This window comes from Streptosporangium sp. NPDC049078 (assembly GCF_040648855.1).
Taxonomy (GTDB): domain Bacteria; phylum Actinomycetota; class Actinomycetes; order Streptosporangiales; family Streptosporangiaceae; genus Streptosporangium.
The window spans coordinates 59,917-81,569 of record NZ_JBEZEL010000017.1 but is presented as its reverse complement, the minus strand read 5'-3'; the positions used below and the strand labels follow the sequence as shown (position 1 = coordinate 81,569).

Below are 21,653 nucleotides of genomic sequence, written 5' to 3'. Positions count from 1 at the left end.
GGCAGCGGTGAGTGTCGGCACGAGAGTCGACGTGGCCATCATGGGCGTCCGGGTGGACGCCCCGGTGCGCCGCGCGGGCGGTGCGGGACCCAGCGACGACGGACACCTGGTCCTCGACGGGGCCAACGCCGCGATCCCGCTCAACCCGGCCAGTCCGTACGCCGTCAGGGACGGCAGGCTGTGGCTGGGCGAGACCGATCTGGGCGCCTCCGTCCGCGCGGTCGGCCGTCCTCGCTTCTACGACCTGGTGACCGCAGACGGTGTCCCGTACGAGAGGATCGCCCGGCTGCACGGCGCCGACGTGCTCGCCACCACCGTGGTGCAGACCTGCGTCCGCTACGGAGAGGCGGAGCGGTGCCGGTTCTGTGCGATCGAGGAGTCCCTGCGTTCGGGCGCCACCGTCGCCGCCAAGACCCCGGCGCAGCTCGCCGAGGTCGCCGAGGCGGCGGTGCGCCTGGACGGGGTGCGGCAGATGGTGATGACCACCGGCACCACCGGCGGCCCCGACCGGGGAGCGCGCGTCCTGGCCCGTTCGGTACGGGCCGTGCTGGAGGCCGTACCCGGCCTGCCGATCCAGGTGCAGTGCGAGCCGCCGGCCGATCTGGCCTGGATCGGCGAGCTCAGGCGGGCGGGCGCGTCCGCGATCGGCATCCACGTGGAGTCCCTCGACGAGGAGGTGCGCCGCCGCTGGATGCCCGGTAAGTCCGAGGTGCCGATGTCGGCCTACGAGGAGGCGTGGGACGAGGCCGTACGCGTCTTCGGCCGCAACCGCGTCTCCACCTATCTGCTGGTCGGTCTCGGCGAGGATCCCGACGAGCTGGTGGCAGGGGCCGCGCGGCTCGTCGAGCGCGGCGTGTACCCGTTCGTCGTGCCGTTCCGCCCGATGCGCGACACACTCGCAGGCCGTGAGGGGGTGCCTGGCCCCGACCCGGCCGTGGTCGGCAGGGTGACCGAGAGCGTCGCCGCGCTGCTGCGGGAGGCGGGCATGTCGGGCGCCGACCAGCGCGCGGGCTGCGCCGCGTGCGGCGCGTGCAGCGCGCTCCAGGCCGCGGGCGGGTGAGGCGCCCGTGAGCCTCGTCTCCGATCTCGCGGTCGCCCCCGTCCTGAGCGGCGGTCCGGGGCCGGGCGGCCGCACCGCTCCCGGCCGCGGATCGCGGCTCTCCGAGCCGGTCTGCGACGTGCTGCTCGGCAGCCGCGCGCCCTCCTTCATCGTGGAGGAGGCGGACGCGGCCGGGCTGGCCGCCTACCGGGCACTGCGGCACCGGGTGTTCGTGACCGAGCAGCGCGTGTTCAGCGGCCACGACCTGGACGACCGCGACGACGACCCGCGCACCGTCGTCCTGGTCGCCAGGGACGGGAGCGGCGCCGTGGTCGGCGGCGTCCGGCTCGGGCCGGCCGCCGGTGGCCCCGACATCGGGTGGTGGAGCGGCGGGCGGCTCGCCGTCGATCCGGCCGAGCGCAACGGCGCGGGCATCGGCCCCGCGCTGGTGCGCGCCGCGTGCGCGCGGGCCGAGGCGGCCGGGGCACTGCGCTTCGAGGCCACCGTACGTGCCGGGGCCGAGCGCATGTTCACCCGCCTCGGCTGGCGGCGGGTACGTCCCCTCGCCGTCGCGGGCCTGCCGCACGTGCTGATGCGCTGGCCCGTCGGCAGGATCGCCGCGCTGGTCGCGGCCACCAAGAGCGACCTCGGGACGCTGCTGGCCGGGCTCGCGCCCGGAGGCCCCGGCTTCGTCGGCGACGACGGCGCCCCGGTACCGGGCAGCGACCTGGTGGCGGCCTGCGACGCGATCCTGCCGTCCATGGTGGAGCGCGACCCGGAGTGGGCGGGCTGGTGTTCGGTGCTGGTCAACCTCAACGACCTGGCGGCGATGGGCGCGCAGCCGGTCGGGCTGCTGGACGCGGTCGGCGCGCGAGACGCCTCGGCGGTGGCGAGGGTCCTGGCGGGCCTGCGCCGCGCCGCCGAGGCGTACGAGGTGCCGGTGCTCGGCGGTCACACCCAGCTCGGCGTGCCGGCGGCGCTCTCGGTCACCGCGCTGGGCCGCGCCAGGGAACCGGTTCCCGGCGGCGGGGCGCGGCCGGGACACCGGGTGTGGCTCACCGCGGACCTGGGCGGCGGGTGGCGGCCCGGCTACACGGGCCGCCAGTGGGACTCCACCACGCACCGCCGCACCCCGCAGTTGCGGGCCATGCTGGGAGCCGTCGCCGCCGCCCGCCCGGCCGCCGCCAAGGACGTGTCCATGGCGGGAGTCGCCGGCACCCTCGGCATGCTCGCCGAGGCCTCGGGCTGCGGCGCCGTCCTCGACGTCGCCGCCGTGCCCAGGCCCGGCGCGGTCAGCATGGGCGACTGGCTGACCTGCTTTCCAGGCTTCGCGATGCTCACCGCCGAGCGTCCAGGACGTCCCGGCCTCGACGCCGGTCCCGCCTCCGGTGCCGCGTGCGGCGAGTTCGTCCCCGGCGGGGGAGTACGGCTGCGCTGGCCGGACGGGGAGCTGATCGAAGTGATCACCGGCCCGGTGACCGGGCTGGGTACGGCCGCAGAACCCGCGGGATCCGCAGAATCCGCAGAATCCGCAGAACTCCGTGAAGGAGAGACGTGAAGCTACGCATGGGCGCCGTCGCGGCGCCGTTCGACCGCGACCTGGAGGGCGACTTCGCCCGCATCGAGCAACTGATCACCGCCGCGCGGGCCGAGGGGATCGGGCTGCTCGCCCTGCCGGAGGCCTGCCTGGGCGGCTACCTGCTCAGCATGGACGGCGACCCTCGGGACGTGCCGCCGGCCCTGGACCCCGCAGGACCCGAGATCCGCAGGCTCGCCGCGCTCGCGGGCGACATGGTCGTCTGCGCGGGCTACTGCGAGGCCGACGGCCCTCTCAGGTACAACAGCGTGGTCTGCGTCAACGGCGACGGGGTGCTCGGCCATCACCGCAAGGTCCACCAGCCGCTCAGCGAGGACGCGCTGTTCGCGGCCGGTGACTCCTTCTCCGCCTTCGACACCCCGATCGGCCGTCTCGGCATGATGATCTGCTACGACAAGGCGTTCCCCGAGTCGGCGCGGGCGCTGGCCCTGGACGGTGCCGAGATCGTGGTGTGCGCGTCGGCCTGGCCGGCCAGCAGGACCGACCCCGCACCCGACCTCGCCGACGACCGCTGGACCCGCAGGTTCGACCTCTTCGACCAGGCCAGAGCCCTGGAGAACCAGGTGGTGTGGCTGTCGGCCAACCAGTCGGGCGTCTTCGGCGCCCTCAGGTTCGTCGGCAGCGCCAAGGTCGTCGGCCCCGGAGGGGAGATCCTGGCCCGTACCGGCGTGCCGGGCGGTGTCGCGGTCGCCGAACTGGACGTGCGGGCGGCGCTGGAGACCGCCCGACGCTCCATGGGCCACCTGCGCGACCGCCGTCCGGACGCCTACCGCCCCGCGCTCGCCGTGGGAGGATCCTGAACCGTGATCCGCATAGCCGCGGCCTCCGCGCACTTCGGCCGGGACCTGGAGTTCGATCTGCGGCGCATCGCGAAGCTCATCGACGACGCGCGCAGGGCGGGGGCGGGGCTGCTGGTGCTGCCCGACGCCGCGCTGGGCGGCTACCTCGCCGACCTGCGCCACCCCGACCCCGACGCGCTGCCCCCCGCGCTCGACCCCGACGACCCGCTGATCAAGCGGGTGGGCGAGCTGGCCGCCGAGATGGTGGTGTGCGTCGGCTACTGCGAGGCCGACGGCACCCGCAGGTACAACAGCGCCGCGTGCGTCAGCGGGGACGGCGTGCTGGGACGCCACCGCAAGGTGCACCTGCCCGCCGGGGAGATCGCGGCGTACGCGCCCGGCGAGCGTTTCGACGCCTTCGACACCCCGGTCGGCCGGGTGGGCATGCTCATCGACTACGACAAGACCTTCCCCGAGTCGGCGCGGAGCCTCGCCCTGGACGGGGCGCAGATCGTCGCCTGCCTGTCGGCCTGGCCGACCAGCATCACCAACCGGGCGCCCCGGATGGCCCAGGACCGCCAGTCGCGCCTCTTCGACCTCTACGACTGCGCCCGCGCCGCCGAGAACCAGGTCATCCTGGCCTCGTCGAACCAGACCGGCGCGATGGGCGGCATGCGCTTCCTCGGCCAGGCCAAGGTGGTCGGTCCCGGAGGTGACATCCTCGCCCGCACCTGGTCCAAGGCGGGCCTGGCGGTCGCCGAGGTGGACGTCGCCGCCGAGATCGCCACCGCGCGGCGGGTGCTGAGCCACCTCGACGAGCGCAGGCCCGGCAGCTACCGGGGAGCCTCGTGAGCGGCACGCGCACGCCGGGCACCGACATCACCGCCATCACCGACATCACCGACATCACCGCGACCACCGGGAGCAGCGCGGACCCGGCCGAGACAGTGGGGTCGGCGGGGTCGGCGGGGTCGGCGGGGTCGGCGAACGCCGTGGCGTCGCCTTCCGCGCTGAGGATCGCGTTGCTGACCTACTCCACCAAGCCGCGCGGCGGGGTCGTGCACACCCTCAACCTCGCCGAGGCGCTCGCGGAGGCGGGTCAGGACGTGACGGTGTGGACGCTCGGCCGCGGCGGCGACGCGGGGTTCTTCCGGCCTGTGGCGCCCGCGGTGCGGTCGGTGGTGGTGCCCTTCCCCGAGGTGGCGGACGAGACGGTGGGGGAGCGGGTGCTGCGCTCGATCTCCGCGCTGCGCGAGGCGTTCACCCCCGGCGGCTACGACATCGTGCACGCGCAGGACTGCATCAGCGCCAACGCGGTCGAACGATGCGTGCGGACCGTTCACCACCTGGACCATTTCACCACCCCCGAGCTGGCCGCCTGCCACGAGCGCGCCATCGTCGAACCCCGCGCGCACGTCTGCGTCTCGCGCGCCGTCGCCGCCGAGCTCGCCGCCGGATGGGGCATCACCGCGACGGTCATCCCCAACGGCGTCGAGGCGGACCGGTTCGCCGAGGCCGCCGCGCGCGGCGACGGACACTGGCGGGACCGGCTGGGACGCTACGTGCTCACGGTCGGCGGCATCGAACCGCGCAAGGGCTCGCTGGACCTGCTGGAGGCGTACGCGTCGCTGGCCGCGGGAGACCCCGGCCTGAAACTGGTGATCGCCGGGGGCGAGACCCTGTTCGACTATCGCGACTACCGGGTCCGGTGGGCCGAGCGCGCCGCGGCCCTCGGCGTGGAGCCGGTCGTCCTGGGGCCCGTCGGTCACGAGGAGCTGCCGTCGCTGGTCGCCTCCGCGGCCGTCTTCGCCTTCCCCTCGCTCAAGGAGGGCTTCGGCCTGGCGGCGATGGAGGCGCTGGCGGCGGGCGTGCCACTCGTCACCCGGGACCTGCCGGTCCTGCGCGAGGTGTTCGGGAGTGCCGCGCGCTTCGCCGCCGACCCCGCGGGCTTCGCCGGCCAGATCGGCGCGGCGCTGGCCGGAGACGACCCCGCGCGTCTGGCCGCGGGCCGCCTGCTCGCCGCCCGGCACACCTGGCGCTCGGCCGCCGAGCGGCACATCGCCCTGTACAAGGCCCTGCGCGAACCCGCCGGTCCGCGCGGCGGCGACGGACCGGGGTGAGATCGAGGCCGAAGGTGTGGCCGACATCGGCTCGCGAGGGAAGCATGGACGGCGAAGTCGGACGGGAGCGGTCGGACGTCAGCTCGCGCGAGGGGTGGGCGGCCAGTCCGGGTAGAGGACGGCGTTGATGCCGAGCGCCGCCGCGGCGTTGACGTTGACGGCCCGGTCGTCGACGAAGGTGACGTCGCCGGGGGCGGCGCCGAGGTGGCGCAGGACCTCACCGAAGATGGCGGGGTCCGGTTTGGACAGCGACAGGCGGCAGCTGTAGAAGCGATGGGTGAACGCCGCGGCCCAGGGGGCGTCGTCGATCGCGGCCGCCAGCGGCTCGGGGGCGTTGGACAGCAGGGCGAGTCCGTGGTGTCCCGCGAGCTCCTCGATGGCGCGCAGGCTCTCCGGGTTGAGGTGCAGCCAGCTCTCGACGTCGGCCGCGTCGAGCTTGGCGACGAGCGGATCGTCCTCGGTGAGCGTCCTGCCGGCGACCCCGCTCCAGTACGAGTGGGAGGCCTGACCGCGGTCGAAGGCGTCGCGGTGGCGCCAGTAGCGGTCGCGGAAGGTCACCTCGTCCTGGCCGATGAGCTCGGCCATCGCGGCCGTCGCGCCGGGCGGCTGCGAGGTGGAGATGACCTCGCCGTAGTCGAGCAGCATCCACGTGGTCACCAGGTTCTCCTCGCAACGGTCCTGCGCCGGTGGTCTCGGTGTCGGCCTCGATGCGGCGGACGAGCTCCCGCATGTCTCGCGCTCGGCGGGACCGGGGTGATCGAATGATCGCACGGGGCCGTTCCGGAACCCTTTCGTGTTCATTCGATCGTACTTCGTGTGCGATTGCAAGGTGTGGATCTCGGCCCGCACCGGCCGACGAACATCGGCGGGGGCGGCGGAGAGCGTCACCGTCCGGCTTCCCCGCGCCTCAGGTGGTGGCGATCGTCAGGTTCGCGCGGGCACGGACGTCGTCGCGGGCGTGGAAAAGCTCCTCCTGGGCCGCCCAGCGGTCCCAGTGCGGAGCGTAGAGATCGCCGTCGCGCTCCAGCGCGCGGGCCTTGCGTATCTCGTCGGACGCCTCCAGCCACAGCAGGCCGCTCAGGTACGGCGCGGCGGCGAGAGCGCCGGAGCCGGTGCCGTCGAGAACCAGGATCTCGGTGACCGGGACCTCGTGCCACTCGGCGTAGCCGCCGTCCGCCCAGTCGTAGCGCCGCCATCGCGCGGGCCGCTCCAGGCTCAGCGGCCGCAGCACCCACTCGACCAGCGCGCCGACCCCTCCCCGCAGGCCGTCCCATCCGGGATAGAGGTCGTCCATCCGTACGACGGGCGCGGCCAGCTCCGAGGCCACGGCGGTGGCGAGGGTGGACTTGCCCGATCCCGAACGCCCCTCGACCGCCAGGACGCGGGTACGGCCCGCTCGGGCGGGGCGGGTGCGCAACCAGCGCGAGATCCGCGGCACGTGGCCGTTCACATCGGAGTCACGGGAGGCGCCGCAGGCCGGTTCGCGCACGGTTTCGCGCACAGGGGGCGAGCGATGGGTGGGATCACGCGCTCCGGCGGGTGCGCCAGCGGGTCAGGATCTCACGGTCGGAGTCGCGCTCCTCGACGTCGCGGCGGCGCTGCTCGTCCTCGTCCTGAGCGAGGGGCAGCCAGTCGGGGTATTCGGGGTCGTCGCGGCCGATGTCACGGGTGCCGTCGACCTTGGTGCCGTTGTCCAGCGTGGTCGTCGCGGGGACGCGGAGGGTGCCCCCCGGCAGCATGGTCACGTTCATCGCGTGGCCTTCCCTTCGTCTCTCCTGACCGCTGTTCGCTCAGCATAGCTCCGGGGGTCGTGGCACGCCCACGGTCAGCCGATGCCGTACTGCCCGGACAGCCGGTGGTACACCTGCTCGGCCTCCTTCTCCTCGCCGATCAGGTGGAGCAGCCGGGTGGCCCTGCGGGTGAGCACGCAGGCGAAGGCCTCGGCGAACAGTTCGGTGACGTCGTCGCGGTAGGGCGGCCGAAGACGGTCACGGGTGCGGGCGTGCAGGCCGGTCCAGAAGGGCGAGTGCGAGGGAAGCCGGTCCATGTGGTCGGTGGCGTGGCCGATCTCGTGCCCGCACACCGACACCGAGGGCGAAGGCGCGCTCCCCACCCCGATCCGCCGCTGCCGGGGATCGTACACACCCGCGCTGCGCTCCCAGTGGCCCGCCTGCAGGGGCAGCGCGACACCGCGCAGCCACTCGAAGCCGGGAAGGTCGGGCACCGACCCGGGACCCACCACGATGCCGCCGCTCAGGTGGGTGGTCAGGCGGGTGGCGAGAGCCTGCGGCACGGCCGCCAGTGTGAGTATCGCGAGGAGCGTTTCCGCCGGTGGGAACGTGCCAGGCTCCCAGGTGCGCGTCAACCGCGCCTCCAGCGGGCCGACGTGCAACCAGCCGGGGCGTCCTCTGCTGTGATCGGCCAACGCAGCCGCTTCTCCTGGATCGGGGGGTGAGCCGCCACGGCTTGCGGCCGGGCCGATCCGGTCCACGGGCCGCGACGGTGATCATGTGAGACTACATCTCCCGCGCCGGGCTCGCATGGGTACGTCCGCCTTCGCGATGCCGAAGCCGGTGAGGACCACTCCCGCGCCGGGCTCGCGCGGGCAAGGCTCCATCGGGCCCGCCCGCACCTTCGCGGGGAGGGAGCTTGGCTCGGGAACCGCGGGCCGATCGTACGGAGCGCCTACCGGTGTCGGTGTCCGACCAGGACGGCGTGGTGATCGGCGCCTTCCCCGTCGTCCGGGTCGGCGTGCACGGTGGCGGCACCCAGGTGGGGCAGGTGATGGATGAGCCGGTGCTCGGCTTCCACCGCCACGGTGTGCGCCTGGAGCAGCGACAGGTCCTCACCGACCACGATGTCGACCTCGGCGCGCAGCGTGTGGCCCACCCAGCGCAGCCGCACCGACCCCACTCGCCGCACGCCGCGGGTGGCGGCCAGGATCCGCTCCGCGTGATCGACCAGGGCCGGATCGACCGCGTCCATCAGCCGGTGGTAGATCGCGCGGGCCGCGTCCCTGAGGACGAAGCAGATGGCCACCGTGATCAGCAGGCCGACGATCGGGTCGACGATCGGGTAGCCCAGCGCGGAACCGCCCGCGCCGAGCAGCACGGCCAGCGAGGTGAGGGCGTCGCTGCGGGCGTGCAGTCCGTCGGCGACGAGCGCGGCCGATCCGATCTGGCGCCCGACCCTGATCCGGTAGCGGGCCACCCACTCGTTGCCCGCGAAGCCGATCACCGCCGCCGCGGCGACCCAGCCGAGCGCCCGCACCTCCTGGGGATCCGCCAGGCGCCGCGCTGCCTCGTACCCGGCGAGCGCGGCGGAGGCGGCGATGATCAGAACGATGACGATCCCGGCCAGGTCCTCGGCTCTGCCGTAGCCGTAGGTGAACCTGCGGCTGGCGGCCCGGCGCCCGAGGAAGAAGGCGATCGCGAGGGGGATCGCGGTGAGCGCGTCGGTGACGTTGTGCAGTGTGTCACCGAGGAGGGCGACCGAACCGGAGAAGGCCACGACCACCGCCTGGAGGACGGCGGTCACCATGAGCACGGCGAAGGAGACGGCCAGCACGCGCAACCCGCGACTGCTGGACTCCAGGGCGGAGTCGGTCCTGCCCGCGCTGTCGTGGCTGTGCGGGGTGAGGGCGTGGCCGGCGCGTGAGAGCAGCCTTGCGAACCGGCGACCGGCGGGGCCCTGTCGTTCGTGTCCGTGTTCATGAACGGATCCGTGTCCGTGTCCGTGTCCGTGTCCGTGCTCGTGCGCGGGCTCGTGGCGCTGATCGTGTCCGTGTCCGTGTCCGTGTCCGTGCGCGGGCTCGTGGCGCTGATCGTGCGGAGAGCCGGAGTCGGTGGACTCGCGGGGGGACGGAGAACCGGCGTCCTGCTGGTCGGACATGGCTACCTCGTTTGCGGCCGATGCGCTTTTCCCGGAGTATATGTAGTCATGTATGCACGCGACAATGAATCAGGTGACAAGTCGTCGCAGGAGCAACCCACCGGCGCTCAGGTGGAGACCGCCGTCGAGGCGTTCCGGATGCTCAGTGACGCCACCAGGCTGCGCCTGATGTGGCTGCTGTCGTCAGGGGAGTACGACGTCGGCTCGCTCGCGGAGGCGATCGGGGTCGCGCGCCCCTCGGTCTCCCAGCACCTGGCGAAACTCCGCCTCGCGGGACTGGTGCGCACCCGCAGGGACGGCCGCCGCGTGCTCTATCGGGCCCGCGACGCCCATGTCCGCGCGCTCATCGGTGAGGCTCTTTTCCACGCCGATCACGAGGTCTCCGGCATCCCGCGCCACGACTGACGCGCACCGGGCGGCGACGACCGGGCCGGCCGCCGATGTGATCGCGACTCCTCGTGGTGGCGGCCGGCCGATCCGCCAATTGACAGATTAATTTGTCTAATGGTTCCATGGGGGCGTGACGCCGACCGAGATGACACTCATGGACGAGCCCGACCGGCTGCGCGTGGCGCTCACCCCGATCCGCCGGCGGCTTCTCGCCCGCCTGCGCGAGCCCGCCTCCGCGGTCCAGCTCGCGACCGAGCTTGAGCTGCCGCGCCAGCGGGTCGGATACCACCTCAGGGTGCTGGAGGAGGCCGGGCTGATCGAGTTGGTGGAAGAGCGCCCACGGCGCGGTTTCGTCGAGCGCGTCATGAGGGTCACCGCGAACGCCTTCCTCGTCGATCCCGGCGTGCTCACCTCACCAAACGGAGCCGACGGAGCCGACGAAGCCGGTAAGGCGGACGGAACCGGCGGCGGTGAGGGGGGTGACGACGGGGGCGCCGAGGTGGCCGAGGGGTTCTGCCGGGTCGCCGACCAGTACGCCGCCGAGCATCTCGTCGAGGTGGCCGCCGACACCGTGCGCGACGTCACCCGTATGGCCGCCGCCGCCGACCGGAAGGGCGTCCGGCTGCTGACGTTCACCCTTGAGGCGCGGGTGCGCTTCGCCGAGCCCGGCGACGTGCACGACTTCACCGACGCGCTCGCCGACGCTCTCTCACAGGTGGCGGCACGCTTCGACACTCCCGGCGGGCGACCCTACCGTCTCGTCGCCGGTGGACATCCGGCGCCCGGCCCGCGGGAAACCGGCGGGCACGACACCTCGGACACGCCGGAAAGAGACGGGCCTTCGGTCCCCGAGGCGCCGGAAACCGGCAGCTGACATCCCCTCCCCGGCCCATGGCCCGGGGTTCCCACGTTGGAGACATCCCATGACAGACGAGCCGTTCTCCCTTGAGGTCACCATCGCCGCACCCGTCGACGACGTGTGGAACGCGCTGCGCGACCCCAAGCTGATCCGACGCTGGCACGGCTGGCACTTCGAGGGTCTCGACGAGGAGATCGAGGTCATCTACCACCAGAACGTCGTGGAGTCGGCCGCCGAGCGCCGCATGGAGGTCCAGGGCGGCGACCTGTTCGAACTGGCCGACCTCGGCGGCCGTACGCACCTGCGGATGACCCGCGCTCCGCGAGGTGACAACCCCGAATGGGACGACTACTACGACGACATCAGTGAGGGCTGGATCACCTTCGTCCACCAGCTCGCGTTCGCCCTGGAACGGCACCCGGACGCCGACCGGCGCACGGTCTTCCTCTCCGGTGCGGCGACCACACCGGTGCTGGAGGCCACCGGCCTCGCCGCGGTCGCCGGGCTGCCTCCGGCGAGCCCGTACGAGTTGCGGGCCCCCGCCGGGGAGACGTTGCGCGGTCAGGTCCGGTTCCGTTCGGCCAACCAGCTCGGTCTCACCGTCGACGGCTGGGGCGACGGCCTGCTGGTCGCCGCGCAGAACCCGCCCTCGCCCGCCAATCCGGGCGGCGCCGCCATGATGGTGCTCACCACGTACGGCCTCGACGACGGCGCGTTCGCCGATCTCGAATCCCGCTGGAACGCGTGGTGGGGACGGAACTTCCCCGAGGTGCCCGCGAACGACGGTGAGGCTCCCGCCGACGCGAAGCAGGAGCCTGACGTGTAACGGAGTCCTGATGGACGGAAGGTTCCAGCGGCGCCCTCCTTCATCTCAGCACGCGGAACCGCAGATGCGTGACGCGTGCCGACCCGGCCACGAAGGTCCTCTCCAGTTCGACGTGGTCACCGGCCGGACGGTCGAAGAGCCGGACGCCCGTCCCGAGCAGCACCGGTGCGAGCTGGAGCTGGATCTCGTCCACGAGTCCGGCTCTCACGAGCTGTCCGGCGATGTCCGCCCCGCCCATCACGAGGACGTTCTTCTCCCTCGCCGCCTCTCGAGCCCGCCGGATCGCGCTCTCGAGGCCGTCGGAGACGAAGGTGAAGGTCCCGCTCGTCATGGGCAGCTCCTCCCGATCCTCGTGGGTGAGCACGAAGGACGGCGCGGGGAACGGTGTGTCCTTCCACAGGCCCACGCCCACGTCGAAGGTCCGCCTGCCCAACACCACCGCACCCGTCGAGGCGGACAGGTCCCGATGCACCCCGGCGTCCACCTCCCGGTCGGCGTCGTCGTTGAACAGCCATTCGTGGAGCCGTTCGCCGCCCTCACCCATGGGGCGCTCGACGCTGACGTCGGGGCCGGCGACGAAGCCGTCGATCGACATCGTGATGTTCAGCAGAACCATTCCCACGAGATTTCCCCTTTGTCGCCGGAACCCGTGTCGCCGGGCCCCGTTGTCACGCCTTGGTCGTCAGGGCTCGGGTGTTGAAACCCTCGCCGATGGACGCGTGTCTCCCGTGGCGGGCGGGAGGTCATCGCTCTCCTGACGCGGGTCATGCCGTCGTGTCTCGTGTTTTCTCACCGGGATGTGCCTCGCCCGGTCGTACAGGGCGGGTGCGAGTGCGGTGAGCAGCACGGCGGCGGTGACGGCGAATCCCGCAGGGTAGCCCACCGGTCCTGCCAAAAACCCGAACCCGACCGCGCCGACGCCGAGCCCGGCGTCGTAGGCGAGGTTCCAGGTCGCGCTCACCTGGCCGTAGGCGGATTCGGGGGCACGCTCGAACATCAGCGCCAGGGTCGCGTTCTGGGCCATGCCGTATCCCGCCCCGAAGAGCCCCATGCCGACGATCATCGCGACAGGGTTGTCCACCCAGAAGAGTCCGGCCGTGCCGAGAGCGGCGGCCAGGACGGCGGGGGCCAGCAGGCGGGCGGAACCGTGGCGGTCGCCGTACCGGCCCGCCGCCCAGCGCGCGAACGGCGTGGCACAGGACTGCACGAGCAGGGCCACCGCGACCAGATCGCGTGACCGCCCCGGTGCGGCCAGCGGGAGGAAGGTGAGCAGGACACCGGCCGCCGGTGTCACCAGGGCGAAGACGAGCGCGGGCCTGGCGATCCCGCCGTCGCGGAGGACGGCGGGCCCGCGCCGAGTTCGGCCGTTGCCCTCGTGCCCCTCCTCGTGCCGCTGGGGCCGCGCTCGCCGGGAGGGCAGACCGGGAACGGCGGCCAGCGCGAGCAGTGACAGCGCCGCCCCTGCGGCGAAGACGGGCCCGTAGCCGACGTGCTCGCTCAGCCAGAGTCCCAGCGGCAGGCAGGCGATGGAGGGGACCCCGACGGCCACCCCGTACAGTCCCAGTCCCTCGCCGCGCCGATCGGCGGGAACCAGTTCGGCGATCAGGGCCGCACCGGCCACCACCACGAGCCCGAGCCCGGCACCCCGTGCCAGGCAGATCCCCAGCAGCGAGGGCATCGACGCCGACGCGGGCAACAGGAGGGCGGGTGCTCCGAGCAGGAACAGGCCCAGTCCCGTGACCGTCCGGTAGCCGTGCGCACGCAGCAGCGCGGGCACCGCGAACTCCGTCAGCACGGTCCCCAGCATCATGGCACCGGTCGACAGGCCCGCTCCCACACCGCCCGCGCCGGATGTGGCCGCGTACAGGGGGACGACGGGCGCCAGCAGGTAGAAGCCGCCGAGGGCACCGAGCGAGGCGGTCAGCAACAGGACCATCGGGCGGTTCAGGATGCCGGTGCCGTCCCGCGGCCTCTTTCCCGCGTCCTTCGATGTCTCCTCGCAGACCCTCTGGAGATCCCTGCCGCTCCTCCGGGTCTCCGCGTCGCTCCCCGCGGGCCCCATGCCGCCGGGAGTCTCCGCGGAGGCGCCCTTCTGGTGATCCATGGGCCGACCCTAGAGCGGAACCGGCTCAGCGGTAAGGTCCGCTTTCATGTCGATCGAGTGGACCGGTTCGGGACCCGAACTCCTGTTGCGTGTCGACAGGAACCGGCCGGAACCACTGCGTGTGCAGCTCGAACGCGCGCTGCGCGAGAGCATCCGCGCCGGCCGGCTGGCAGCGGGGGAGCGGCTCCCCTCCTCACGCGTCCTGGCCCGCGACCTCGGCGTCTCCCGAGGCCTGGTGACCGAGTGCTACGCGCAGCTACAGGCCGAGGGCTACCTCGTCACGCGTGGCGGCTCGGCCACCCGCGTGGCGGCCGAGGCCCGCCCGCCGGTGGCCGAGCCACAGCCCGTGCCCGCCGCGCCGTCCTCCCTCTCCTTGCCGCCCGAGTCCACCGCGTTCACCGGGCCCGTTCGGATCGACTTCCGGCCCGGTGTGCCCGACCTGTCGAGCTTCCCCCGCGAGCGGTGGAGCCGGGCCCTGCGGCGCGCCTGCCGCGATGCGCCCGGTGACCTGCTCGGTTACGGCGATCCCTACGGTGACCCGGTGCTGCGCGATGTGCTCGCCGCCTACCTGCGGCGGGTCCGCGCCGCGGCCGCCGACCCGTCCCACACCGTCGTGTGCGCGGGGTACGCGCAGGGACTGCAACTCGTTCTGCGGGTGTTGGCGGGGGAGGGGGTGCGCGTCGTGGCCGTGGAGGATCCCGGTGACCCCGACTGCCGCGCCGTCGCCACGGCGCTGGGTTTCGACCTCGTCGCGGTGCCCGTCGACGAGCGCGGTATCGACGTCGGCGCGCTCGCGACCTCCGGTGCGCGCGCCGTGCTCCTCACCCCCGCACATCAGTCGCCCACCGGTGTCGTACTGGCTCCCGACCGGAGGCAGGCGCTGATCGCCTGGGCCGTCGCCCGCGGCGCGACGATCGTCGAGGACGACTACGACGCCGAGTTCCGCTATGACCGCGAACCGGTCGGTGCCCTGCAGGGGCTCGCCCCCGACCGGGTGGCGCTCATCGGTTCGGTGAGCAAGTCGCTCGCCCCGGCTCTGCGTCTCGGATGGATCCTCTGCCCGCCTCGCCTGTCCGCCGACGTCGCGGACCAGAAGCGGTTCGCCGACCGGGGCTCGCCGGCCTTCGACCAGCTCGCGCTCGCCGATCTGTTGAGCTCAGGTCAATACGACCGCCACCTGCGCCATATGCGGCCACGTTACGCCGCCCGGCGCGCGGCCCTCGTCGAGGCGCTGGGTCGGCACGCGCCCGAGGTCGAGCTGCGCGGGCTGGCCGCCGGTTTCCACGCGGTCGCCCAGTTGCCGCCGGGCGCGGACGAGCGTGCCGTGGTCGAGGCCGCCCGCCGCCGGTCCGTTGGGTTGTACGGGATGAGTGGTTATCTCCTCGGCCCCCCGGAAGGGCGGCCGTCTCCCGCGCGGCTCGTCCTCGGATTCGGCAACCTGACCTCGGACGCCGTCTCCGACGGCATCGCCACCGTCGCGGACCTGCTGCGGGGCTGTTGAGCCTCCGGAAGGCCCCGATGGCTCAACGGTGCCGGTGCCGTCTTCTCGCAGGACCCACCGCCCACGTCGGAACGGCGGCTTCGTCGCGAGGGCTCACGCCTCCTTGAGGATCGCGGCCACCGACTCGCGCAGCGGTGTGGTGGGGCGGCCGATGAGGGCGCTGAGCTCGCCCGGGGTGGGGGAGAGGGCTCCGCGGACGATGTCGAGGTCGATGTCGGCGTACATGGTCGCCGCCGGCTCGGGCAGGCCCGCGTCGATCAGCGCCTGGCGGTAGTCGGCGTGCGGCAGGTCCTGGTAGACGACCGGCCTGCCGGTGGCCGCCGACACCTCGGCGGCCAGTTCGGGCAGGCTCCACGCGGTGTCGCCGGAGAGTTCGTAGATCTTGTCGCCGTCCTCCTCGCGGGTGAGCACGGCGACGGCCGCGGCCGCGAAGTCGGCTCGGGCCGCGCCGGCGACGCGGCCCTCACCGGCGGCGCCGAAGATCACACCGTGCTCGACGCCCTGAAGGACGGACGCCGCGTAGACCTCGGTGTAGAAGCCGTTGCGCAGGAAGGTGAACGGGATCCCGGAGGCGCGGATGTGTTCCTCGGTGCCTCGGTGGTCGGCGGCCAGTGCGAGGGGCGTGGTGTCGGCGTGCAGCACGCTGGTGTAGACGATGCGGGCGACCTCGGCCGCTCTGGCGGCGTCCACCACGGCGCGGTGTTGTCCGAGTCGCCGTCCGACGGCGTCGCCGGAGATGAACAGGACCGTGTCGCCGGGCGCGAAGACTCCCTTGAGCGTCTCCGGCCGCTCGTAGTCGGCCTCCTTGATCTTGACGCCGCGCGCGGCCAGATCGGCCGCCTTGCCGGGATTCCGCACGGCGGCCACGACATGGTCGGCGGGCACGCTCTCCAGCAGTCCGTCCACCACCAGGCGGCCGAGCCGACCGGTGGCACCGGTGACAACGATCATTTCACTTCTCCTCGCTCGAAGGGTTCGCCGTCAGGTTAGTACTAACTAATAGGTAGCGCCAACTAAAAGTTAGTACTCTCTTTGGGGTGGTGTGGCGAGAAAGTAGGGTGGAAGGATGGACGACCGGGTCGCGATCCCGCAGGACGAGTTCAGTCAGCTCACCTTCGACGTCTTCATGCGCGGATGCGTCTCGCGCGAGACGATGGAGCACATCACCGGCCGCTGGGGCGTCCTGGTCATGGTCGCGCTCCACGAGGGGACCTATCGCTTCAACGCCCTGCGCCGCCGGGTCGACGGAGTGAGCGAGAAGATGCTCGCCCAGACCCTGCAGGCACTGGAGCGCGACGGCCTGGTCCACCGCGAGGCCGAGCCGACCATCCCCCCGAAGGTCGAGTACAGTCTCACGCCGCTCGGTGCCCAGGCGGCCACGCGCCTGCTCGACCTCATCGAATGGCTGGAGGGTGAGATGCCCGCGGTGATGGAGGCCCGTGCGCGTCACGACCAGGCCAGAGGCGATCACCGGACGACGTAGGCGGGCGATCCGTCGCGTCGTACGCGTCGGTCCGGCGACCGGCGACCCTCATCGCGGAACGAGGCGGCGAGGAGGGCGAGGCCGGATCGGTGCGCGGCCGGAAGCGTGGATCAAGAAATGTCGCCGAGGGCCGATAGCGTGTCCGGCATGAGCGACAAGATCATTGATTCCCCCACCGACTGGGTCTCCGCGCACCTTCGCACCTATGTCGAGTCGAACGGCGCGGAGGGGCACCTCTACTACGGCAGGCCCACCCTGCTGCTCACCACCGTCGGGCGCAGGTCTGGGCTGAAGCGGCGCACCCCGCTCATCTACGGTCGCGACGGCGACGCCTACGTGGTCGTCGCCTCCAACGGCGGGGCCGACGAGCACCCGCTGTGGTACCACAACGTGGTGGCTCTGCCGCAGGTCGAGGTGCAGGTGCAGGCCGAGGTGTTCACCGCCGTCGCGCGGACCGCGACCGCGCGGGAGAAGGCCGCCCTGTGGGAGCAGATGGTGGGAATCCACGGCGAGTACGCCGACTACCGGCGCAAGACGGCTCGCGACATCCCGGTGGTGATTCTCACCCGTGCCTGAGGCTTGATCCGGTGTGCGCACCGCCGGGCGGCCTCGTCGGGGTGTTTGTCACGTGGAGTGCGCGGTGTGCGATCTCGACCGAGCCGGCAACGGGGCGAGCGGGCGTGCCGCTCGCCCCGGTGACACTCGCTGCGAAACCTGTGTGAAACGGTCAGTTGCTACGGCTCCGCTAGCCAGGAAGAGCAGTACGATCTACTGTAATTGAGAGTAAACCGTGCGTAAGGAGTGGGGCGTGGATCTTATCGTGCCGCCGACGGAACGGCTCTGGTGATGGCCGGTCAAGCAACCATCGGTGACCGCATCCGCGGATTGCGGTTGAGCAGGCACATGTCCCAGGCGCAGTTGGCCGGGCCAGACCTGTCTGACAGTTATGTTTCGCTCATCGAGTCAGGAAAACGGACCCCCACACCGGTCGTCACGCGCCTGCTCGCCGACCGGCTCGGCTGCGGCATGGAGTTCCTCCTCCACGGGATCGAGCCGCACCAGCGCGTCGACACCGGGCTCGCCCTGCGTCAGGCCGAACTCGAACTGTGTCACGGGGACCCGGCCGCCGCGGCCGAGCTCTTCGCCGACACGGCCAAGGCGGCGAGTGACGACAGCGCCGTGCTCGCGGCGCAGGCGCGTTTCGGTCATGCTCGCGCGCTGGAGGCCCAGGGGGACACGGCGGGGGCGGTCGAGGTCTACGAGCGGCTTCGCCACGAGGCCGTGACGCACCCCGAGCGTCTCGCCGTCCTTCCCGTCGCCGTGGCGCTCTGCCGCTGCTACCACCGTGCCGGTGACACGATGCGTGCCCGGGATCTCGGGCTGGAGGCCCTGGCCCAGGCCGAGCGGTTCGGGCTCGACCGGGGCGAGCTCGCCCTCGACCTCGCCGCGGTGCTCGCCGAGACCGAGATCGACTTCGCGTACGTCGAGCGCGTGCTGGCGATCTCCCCGCTGCCCGACGCCGTTGACCGCGACTCGGAGGTTCTCAGCCTGTGGCGGGCCAGTACGGCCGCGGCGGAGGAGGAGGACTCGTCGCTCGCCGCGCGGCTCGCGGCGGAGGCCGTCGCCGCGGGCCGGCCCGCGCGGATGGCCATCCGCCACGTCCAGAGCGCGATGCGCTGGGCATGGATCGCCACCGTGCGTCCCGAGGACGCCGACCTCGACCGGGCGGGTGAGTTCGCCGCCTCGGCGGTCGAGATTCTCTCGCGCCTGTCGCCCGGGACGATCGAGCACGCCCGTGGCCTGGTCGTGCTCTCCCGCGTGCGGCTGCGCTCCGGGGACGTGGAGGCCGCCACCGGTCTGGCCGAGCAGGCTCTCGGCCTGCTCGCCGACGTGCGGGGGACGGTGCCGGCGATGGCACACGTGGTTTTGGCCGAACTGGCTCTGGCACGCTCCAAAAACGGGGGCCCGGCACTGGTGAAGGCGCAGGAGCTGCTCACCGATCCGGGCACCTCCGGGGCTCCCGTCGTCGACCGGGAGTCGGCCAGGCTCTGGCGTGAGATCGGTGACCTCTGGGGCCGGGCCGGGGCGGCCGAGGAGCAGATGAACGCCTATCGCAGGGCGCTCGAAACGGTGGGGATCGGTCCACGCACGGAAGCACCGTCCGGTTCGAAGTGGCGTGAGGTGGCGATCCCGGCGAGTCCGGCGATCCCCGCGCACCTCGGGGTGTCGCACGAGTCGAGAGCCGGGTGACGTTTTCGCCCTGACGCATTGACGCCGTGCCCCTCCGGCCTCTTTGGGGTGGGCGCGCGTCGATGACGCATGGGCGGGTGCGCCTCGTTCGCCGGGATTTCCGGCGCGTTCGCGAAATGGGGTGTGAGGGCTTTGTCATGCCCTGGGCGGCGGGGTCGAAGGTGAACCGCGGGGCGATGCGTAACGCCGTGCGGAAAAAGTGGCAATAAAGGCTGAGTCGGCCTTTCGTTCCTTTTGTAGTGGATGAATGAGTAGAGGGCGGATCGGCGAATGGCGGATCCGTAGAAATCGGTGACACTGAATTATCAATGCAGCTCAAGGGGGGCGGCGAGACGTGTCGCGGGCTCAGGTCCTCAGGGTTGGATAGGTGAATGAGGCTTCTCGGTAATTGCGGATAAATTCCCTCCGTGTTGCAGCCCCGAAATTCGGCCTTCCCGGAATGTCGCACATATCGTTATTGTGTGCGGTCGGTCTGATGGTGGGGCGAGAGGGGCTAATGGCTGATGTGCTCGTGGTTCCGGTGCGTCTGGCGGCGCTCTATTCGAAGGACGAGGTCGGAGTCGTCGAGCCGGTGGATTTCACCCGGTTGCCGTATGTCGATCCCATGACGAAACGGGACGTCCGGCCGGGAACCCCGTACATCAGCGAGGAGATCCTCCCGGACCCCTTCGAGGGGCGGGACTTCGTGCTCGGGCCGGGAGTGCACCTGCACTGGCCGCTTCCGGACGCGCTGACCCGGCTCGTCCAGGAGGACGGGAAGACGCGGGTGCCCGCCGTGCCGAACCGGTGGCTGGTGACGTGCCGCAGGGACGAGGTGTTGGAACGTTCCTGGATGGTCGAGAGCGACTACCTGGCCGCACCGGGTGACGCGAACGCGGCCGGGATCGCGTTCCCCATGACCGACGGCGGCGTGTTCGTCGGCGCGAGCGCGACCGAGGCGCTCGCCGCCCACCTCGGTACGGTGCTCGACGGGGTCGCCCCTGACGAGGCCGAGAACCTGCTCGAAGCCCTCGGCACGAAAACCTGTGGCCAGGTGTCGTGCCGAGGCGGTCTACTGTCACGGCATGATGATCTTCGGCCCCGTGGTCGACACCCGGCCTCTCTTCCCACGCGAACGTCGCGCGCTGCTCGACCTGCTCGGATCACTGGATCCGCAGGACTGGGAGCGGCCGACGGTCTGCCCGGGGTGGAATGTTCATGATGTCGTCGGACACGTCCTCAACGACTACCTGCGTCGGCTCTCGGGCGGTCGGGACGGGTACCGCGGCGCCGTTTTCGCCGACGACGAGACGTTGCCCGTCTACCTGGCACGTGTCAACGAGGAGTTCGTCCGGGCGTTTCGTCAATGCAGCCCGCAGGTGATGATCGAACTGCTGGCCCACCTGGGCCCCGAACTCGACGCCCTGTGGTCGGTCCGCGACCTGGACGCCCCCGCCGATCTGGACGTGTCCTGGGCCGCCACCGATCTGACCAGTCCCGCCTGGCTCGACATCGCCCGCGAATACACGGAGTTCTGGGTCCACCAGCAGCAGATACGCGATGCCGTCTCCCGGCAGGGCGCCGACGACCCGGATCTGCTGGGTCCCGTCATCGACACGTTCCTGCGCGCGCTGCCCCACACCCTGCGGGCCGAGACCCGCCCCGAGGGCACGGTCATGCGATTCGACGTCACCGGCTTGGCGGGCGGTGTCTGGTTTGTCGCACGACAGGCCGGTCGATGGCAGATGGCCGCCGACGACACGGTGGACGAACCCGTCGCGCACGTCACGATGGATCAGGATGTGCTCTGGCGTCTCGCCAGCCGGGGAATCACCGTCGAAGAGGCGCGACGACGTTCGGACACGCGCGGCGACCTCGGCCTCACCTCGGCCGCCACCACTCTCCTCGCGGTCGTCCGATAACCCGCACGGCGGGTCCTTCGTCACCGAGACACCCGAACGGCGTGGCACCCGGCCGGGGTGGAGCGTCCCGCGCGACCGGAGTGGTGGCGACGACCGAAGCGGTGACGATCCGCCCGATGCCGGTGACCTCGGCGTCGGGCGGAGATCCTGTCAATCCTGCCGGCGGGACTTCAGCCGCGCTGACAGGGCCGCAGCCTGGGTGCGGCGCTCCATGCTGAGCTTGGACAGCATGTTGGAGACGTAGTTCTTGACGGTCTTCTCGGCGAGGTGCATCCGCTCGCCGATCTGCCGGTTGGTCAGGCCCTCGCCGATGAGTTCCAGGATGTGCCGCTCCTGGTCCGTCAGCGCCTCCAGTGGGTCCTTGCGGGCGGCCTGCTCGCGCAGCCGCGCCAGCATGGCCGAGGTCGTCTGCGGGTCGAGCAGCGACTGGCCGCCCGCCACCGTACGCACGGCGCCCACCAGGTCCGAGCCGTGGATCTGCTTGAGCACGTAGCCGGACGCGCCCGCCATCACCGCGTTGAACAGGGCGTCGTCGTCGGCGAATGAGGTGAGCATCAGACAGGCCAGATCCGGGACCCTGGAGCGGACCTCCCGGCACACGTCCACCCCGTTGCCGTCGGGCAGGCGTACGTCCAGGACGGCGACGTCGGGCCGCAGCGCCGGAATGCGGGCCACCGCCGACTCGGCGGTCCCCGCCTCGCCGATCACCTCGATGTCGCCCTCGGACTCCAGCAGCGCGGCCACGCCCCGCCGTACCACTTCGTGATCGTCGACCAGGAACACGCGAATCATGCCTCGGATGGTAGTCGTCCGACGACCTCGCCTGTAGGGACCAAGGTCCTCAACGGGTCCTCAACGGGTCCTCAACGGGTCCTCAACGGGTCCTCAACGGGTCCTCAGCGCCGCCGCCGTA

The 21,653-nt window shown here is 72.0% G+C and carries 23 protein-coding genes; 14 read left to right on the top strand and 9 right to left on the bottom strand.

Going from position 1 to position 21,653, the window contains the following annotated elements:
* Positions 1-7 precede the first annotated feature (7 nt).
* From AB0B90_RS27935 to AB0B90_RS27915, 5 genes are read left to right on the top strand one after another with little or no spacing between them, the layout of a single operon-like run.
* Positions 8-1,060, top strand: a complete 1,053-nt coding sequence (locus tag AB0B90_RS27935; RefSeq protein ID WP_350947253.1) for an MSMEG_0568 family radical SAM protein — start codon at positions 8-10, stop codon at positions 1,058-1,060.
* A gap of 7 nt (positions 1,061-1,067) precedes the next feature.
* Positions 1,068-2,597 (top strand): MSMEG_0567/sll0787 family protein, encoded by a 1,530-nt coding sequence (locus tag AB0B90_RS27930; protein ID WP_362925637.1) that lies wholly within the window; start codon positions 1,068-1,070, stop codon positions 2,595-2,597.
* On the top strand, positions 2,594-3,436 hold the full coding sequence (locus AB0B90_RS27925) for a carbon-nitrogen hydrolase family protein (protein ID WP_350947255.1): 843 nt from the start codon (positions 2,594-2,596) through the stop codon (positions 3,434-3,436). The genes AB0B90_RS27930 and AB0B90_RS27925 overlap by 4 nt, the downstream gene beginning before the upstream one ends.
* A gap of 3 nt (positions 3,437-3,439) precedes the next feature.
* Positions 3,440-4,267: a carbon-nitrogen hydrolase family protein gene (locus tag AB0B90_RS27920; protein WP_350947256.1), complete on the top strand. Its 828-nt coding sequence runs from the start codon at positions 3,440-3,442 to the stop codon at positions 4,265-4,267.
* Positions 4,264-5,535, top strand: coding sequence for an MSMEG_0565 family glycosyltransferase (locus AB0B90_RS27915; protein WP_362925635.1), 1,272 nt, complete (start codon positions 4,264-4,266; stop codon positions 5,533-5,535). Before AB0B90_RS27920 ends, AB0B90_RS27915 begins: the two co-directional genes overlap by 4 nt.
* 78 nt (positions 5,536-5,613) lie before the next feature.
* Here AB0B90_RS27915 and AB0B90_RS27910 read toward each other — a convergent pair whose 3' ends face one another.
* From AB0B90_RS27910 to AB0B90_RS27890, 5 genes are all read right to left on the bottom strand, one after another.
* Positions 5,614-6,192 (bottom strand): HAD-IA family hydrolase, encoded by a 579-nt coding sequence (locus AB0B90_RS27910; protein ID WP_350947258.1) that lies wholly within the window; start codon positions 6,190-6,192, stop codon positions 5,614-5,616.
* Positions 6,193-6,442: 250 nt separating this feature from the next.
* Complete coding sequence (locus AB0B90_RS27905; RefSeq protein ID WP_362925633.1) at positions 6,443-7,036, bottom strand: hypothetical protein; 594 nt, start codon at positions 7,034-7,036, stop codon at positions 6,443-6,445.
* Positions 7,037-7,058: 22 nt separating this feature from the next.
* Positions 7,059-7,286 (bottom strand): hypothetical protein, encoded by a 228-nt coding sequence (locus AB0B90_RS27900; protein WP_350947260.1) that lies wholly within the window; start codon positions 7,284-7,286, stop codon positions 7,059-7,061.
* Between the two features lie 74 nt (positions 7,287-7,360).
* On the bottom strand, positions 7,361-7,960 hold the full coding sequence (locus AB0B90_RS27895) for a hypothetical protein (protein WP_350947261.1): 600 nt from the start codon (positions 7,958-7,960) through the stop codon (positions 7,361-7,363).
* 260 nt (positions 7,961-8,220) lie between these two features.
* Complete coding sequence (locus AB0B90_RS27890; RefSeq protein ID WP_362925631.1) at positions 8,221-9,426, bottom strand: cation diffusion facilitator family transporter; 1,206 nt, start codon at positions 9,424-9,426, stop codon at positions 8,221-8,223.
* A 48-nt stretch (positions 9,427-9,474) separates the two neighbouring features.
* On the opposite strand from AB0B90_RS27890, the gene AB0B90_RS27885 reads away from it, so the two are divergent.
* From AB0B90_RS27885 to AB0B90_RS27875, 3 genes are all read left to right on the top strand, one after another.
* Positions 9,475-9,831, top strand: a complete 357-nt coding sequence (locus tag AB0B90_RS27885) for a metalloregulator ArsR/SmtB family transcription factor (RefSeq protein ID WP_350947263.1) — start codon at positions 9,475-9,477, stop codon at positions 9,829-9,831.
* 115 nt (positions 9,832-9,946) lie between these two features.
* Complete coding sequence (locus AB0B90_RS27880) at positions 9,947-10,690, top strand: helix-turn-helix domain-containing protein (RefSeq protein WP_350947264.1); 744 nt, start codon at positions 9,947-9,949, stop codon at positions 10,688-10,690.
* 49 nt (positions 10,691-10,739) lie between these two features.
* Positions 10,740-11,501: an SRPBCC domain-containing protein gene (locus AB0B90_RS27875; RefSeq protein ID WP_350947265.1), complete on the top strand. Its 762-nt coding sequence runs from the start codon at positions 10,740-10,742 to the stop codon at positions 11,499-11,501.
* A gap of 40 nt (positions 11,502-11,541) precedes the next feature.
* On the opposite strand, the gene AB0B90_RS27870 is transcribed toward AB0B90_RS27875, so the two are convergent.
* Positions 11,542-12,117, bottom strand: coding sequence for a dihydrofolate reductase family protein (locus AB0B90_RS27870; protein WP_362925770.1), 576 nt, complete (start codon positions 12,115-12,117; stop codon positions 11,542-11,544).
* A 66-nt stretch (positions 12,118-12,183) separates the two neighbouring features.
* Positions 12,184-13,605: an MFS transporter gene (locus AB0B90_RS27865; protein ID WP_362925628.1), complete on the bottom strand. Its 1,422-nt coding sequence runs from the start codon at positions 13,603-13,605 to the stop codon at positions 12,184-12,186.
* A 46-nt stretch (positions 13,606-13,651) separates the two neighbouring features.
* On the opposite strand from AB0B90_RS27865, the gene AB0B90_RS27860 reads away from it, so the two are divergent.
* Complete coding sequence (locus AB0B90_RS27860) at positions 13,652-15,106, top strand: PLP-dependent aminotransferase family protein (protein WP_362925626.1); 1,455 nt, start codon at positions 13,652-13,654, stop codon at positions 15,104-15,106.
* Between the two features lie 93 nt (positions 15,107-15,199).
* On the opposite strand, the gene AB0B90_RS27855 is transcribed toward AB0B90_RS27860, so the two are convergent.
* Positions 15,200-16,057 carry an NAD(P)H-binding protein gene (locus tag AB0B90_RS27855; protein WP_350947268.1) on the bottom strand — a complete coding sequence of 286 codons (858 nt, stop codon included), beginning with the start codon at positions 16,055-16,057 and terminating at the stop codon, positions 15,200-15,202.
* A 115-nt stretch (positions 16,058-16,172) separates the two neighbouring features.
* Here AB0B90_RS27855 and AB0B90_RS27850 point away from each other — a divergent pair, with 115 nt between their 5' ends.
* The 5 genes from AB0B90_RS27850 to AB0B90_RS27830 all read left to right on the top strand — a co-directional run bounded on the left by AB0B90_RS27850 (position 16,173) and on the right by AB0B90_RS27830 (position 20,740).
* Positions 16,173-16,589: a helix-turn-helix domain-containing protein gene (locus AB0B90_RS27850; protein ID WP_350947269.1), complete on the top strand. Its 417-nt coding sequence runs from the start codon at positions 16,173-16,175 to the stop codon at positions 16,587-16,589.
* Positions 16,590-16,736: 147 nt separating this feature from the next.
* Entirely contained in the window at positions 16,737-17,165 is a 429-nt protein-coding gene (locus AB0B90_RS27845) for a nitroreductase family deazaflavin-dependent oxidoreductase (RefSeq protein WP_350947270.1), read from the top strand.
* Between the two features lie 270 nt (positions 17,166-17,435).
* Complete coding sequence (locus AB0B90_RS27840) at positions 17,436-18,839, top strand: helix-turn-helix transcriptional regulator (RefSeq protein ID WP_350947271.1); 1,404 nt, start codon at positions 17,436-17,438, stop codon at positions 18,837-18,839.
* A 496-nt stretch (positions 18,840-19,335) separates the two neighbouring features.
* Positions 19,336-20,040, top strand: coding sequence for a hypothetical protein (locus tag AB0B90_RS27835; RefSeq protein WP_362925622.1), 705 nt, complete (start codon positions 19,336-19,338; stop codon positions 20,038-20,040).
* Positions 19,922-20,740: a maleylpyruvate isomerase family mycothiol-dependent enzyme gene (locus AB0B90_RS27830; protein ID WP_362925768.1), complete on the top strand. Its 819-nt coding sequence runs from the start codon at positions 19,922-19,924 to the stop codon at positions 20,738-20,740. Before AB0B90_RS27835 ends, AB0B90_RS27830 begins: the two co-directional genes overlap by 119 nt.
* A gap of 150 nt (positions 20,741-20,890) precedes the next feature.
* Here the strand turns inward: AB0B90_RS27830 and AB0B90_RS27825 are convergent, their stop codons facing one another.
* Positions 20,891-21,532 (bottom strand): response regulator transcription factor, encoded by a 642-nt coding sequence (locus tag AB0B90_RS27825; RefSeq protein WP_350947273.1) that lies wholly within the window; start codon positions 21,530-21,532, stop codon positions 20,891-20,893.
* Between the last annotated feature and the right edge of the window lie 121 nt (positions 21,533-21,653).

Coding starts and splice junctions, on each gene's coding strand:
- AB0B90_RS27900 (WP_350947260.1), bottom strand. CDS start 7,286: ATGAACGTGACCATGCTGCCGGGGGGCACCCTCCGCGTCCCCGCGACG.
- AB0B90_RS27890 (WP_362925631.1), bottom strand. CDS start 9,426: ATGTCCGACCAGCAGGACGCCGGTTCTCCGTCCCCCCGCGAGTCCACC.
- AB0B90_RS27885 (WP_350947263.1), top strand. CDS start 9,475: ATGTATGCACGCGACAATGAATCAGGTGACAAGTCGTCGCAGGAGCAA.
- AB0B90_RS27875 (WP_350947265.1), top strand. CDS start 10,740: ATGACAGACGAGCCGTTCTCCCTTGAGGTCACCATCGCCGCACCCGTC.
- AB0B90_RS27870 (WP_362925770.1), bottom strand. CDS start 12,117: ATGGTTCTGCTGAACATCACGATGTCGATCGACGGCTTCGTCGCCGGC.
- AB0B90_RS27865 (WP_362925628.1), bottom strand. CDS start 13,605: ATGGATCACCAGAAGGGCGCCTCCGCGGAGACTCCCGGCGGCATGGGG.
- AB0B90_RS27860 (WP_362925626.1), top strand. CDS start 13,652: ATGTCGATCGAGTGGACCGGTTCGGGACCCGAACTCCTGTTGCGTGTC.
- AB0B90_RS27855 (WP_350947268.1), bottom strand. CDS start 16,057: ATGATCGTTGTCACCGGTGCCACCGGTCGGCTCGGCCGCCTGGTGGTG.
- AB0B90_RS27850 (WP_350947269.1), top strand. CDS start 16,173: ATGGACGACCGGGTCGCGATCCCGCAGGACGAGTTCAGTCAGCTCACC.
- AB0B90_RS27845 (WP_350947270.1), top strand. CDS start 16,737: ATGAGCGACAAGATCATTGATTCCCCCACCGACTGGGTCTCCGCGCAC.
- AB0B90_RS27840 (WP_350947271.1), top strand. CDS start 17,436: ATGGCCGGTCAAGCAACCATCGGTGACCGCATCCGCGGATTGCGGTTG.
- AB0B90_RS27835 (WP_362925622.1), top strand. CDS start 19,336: ATGGCTGATGTGCTCGTGGTTCCGGTGCGTCTGGCGGCGCTCTATTCG.
- AB0B90_RS27825 (WP_350947273.1), bottom strand. CDS start 21,532: ATGATTCGCGTGTTCCTGGTCGACGATCACGAAGTGGTACGGCGGGGC.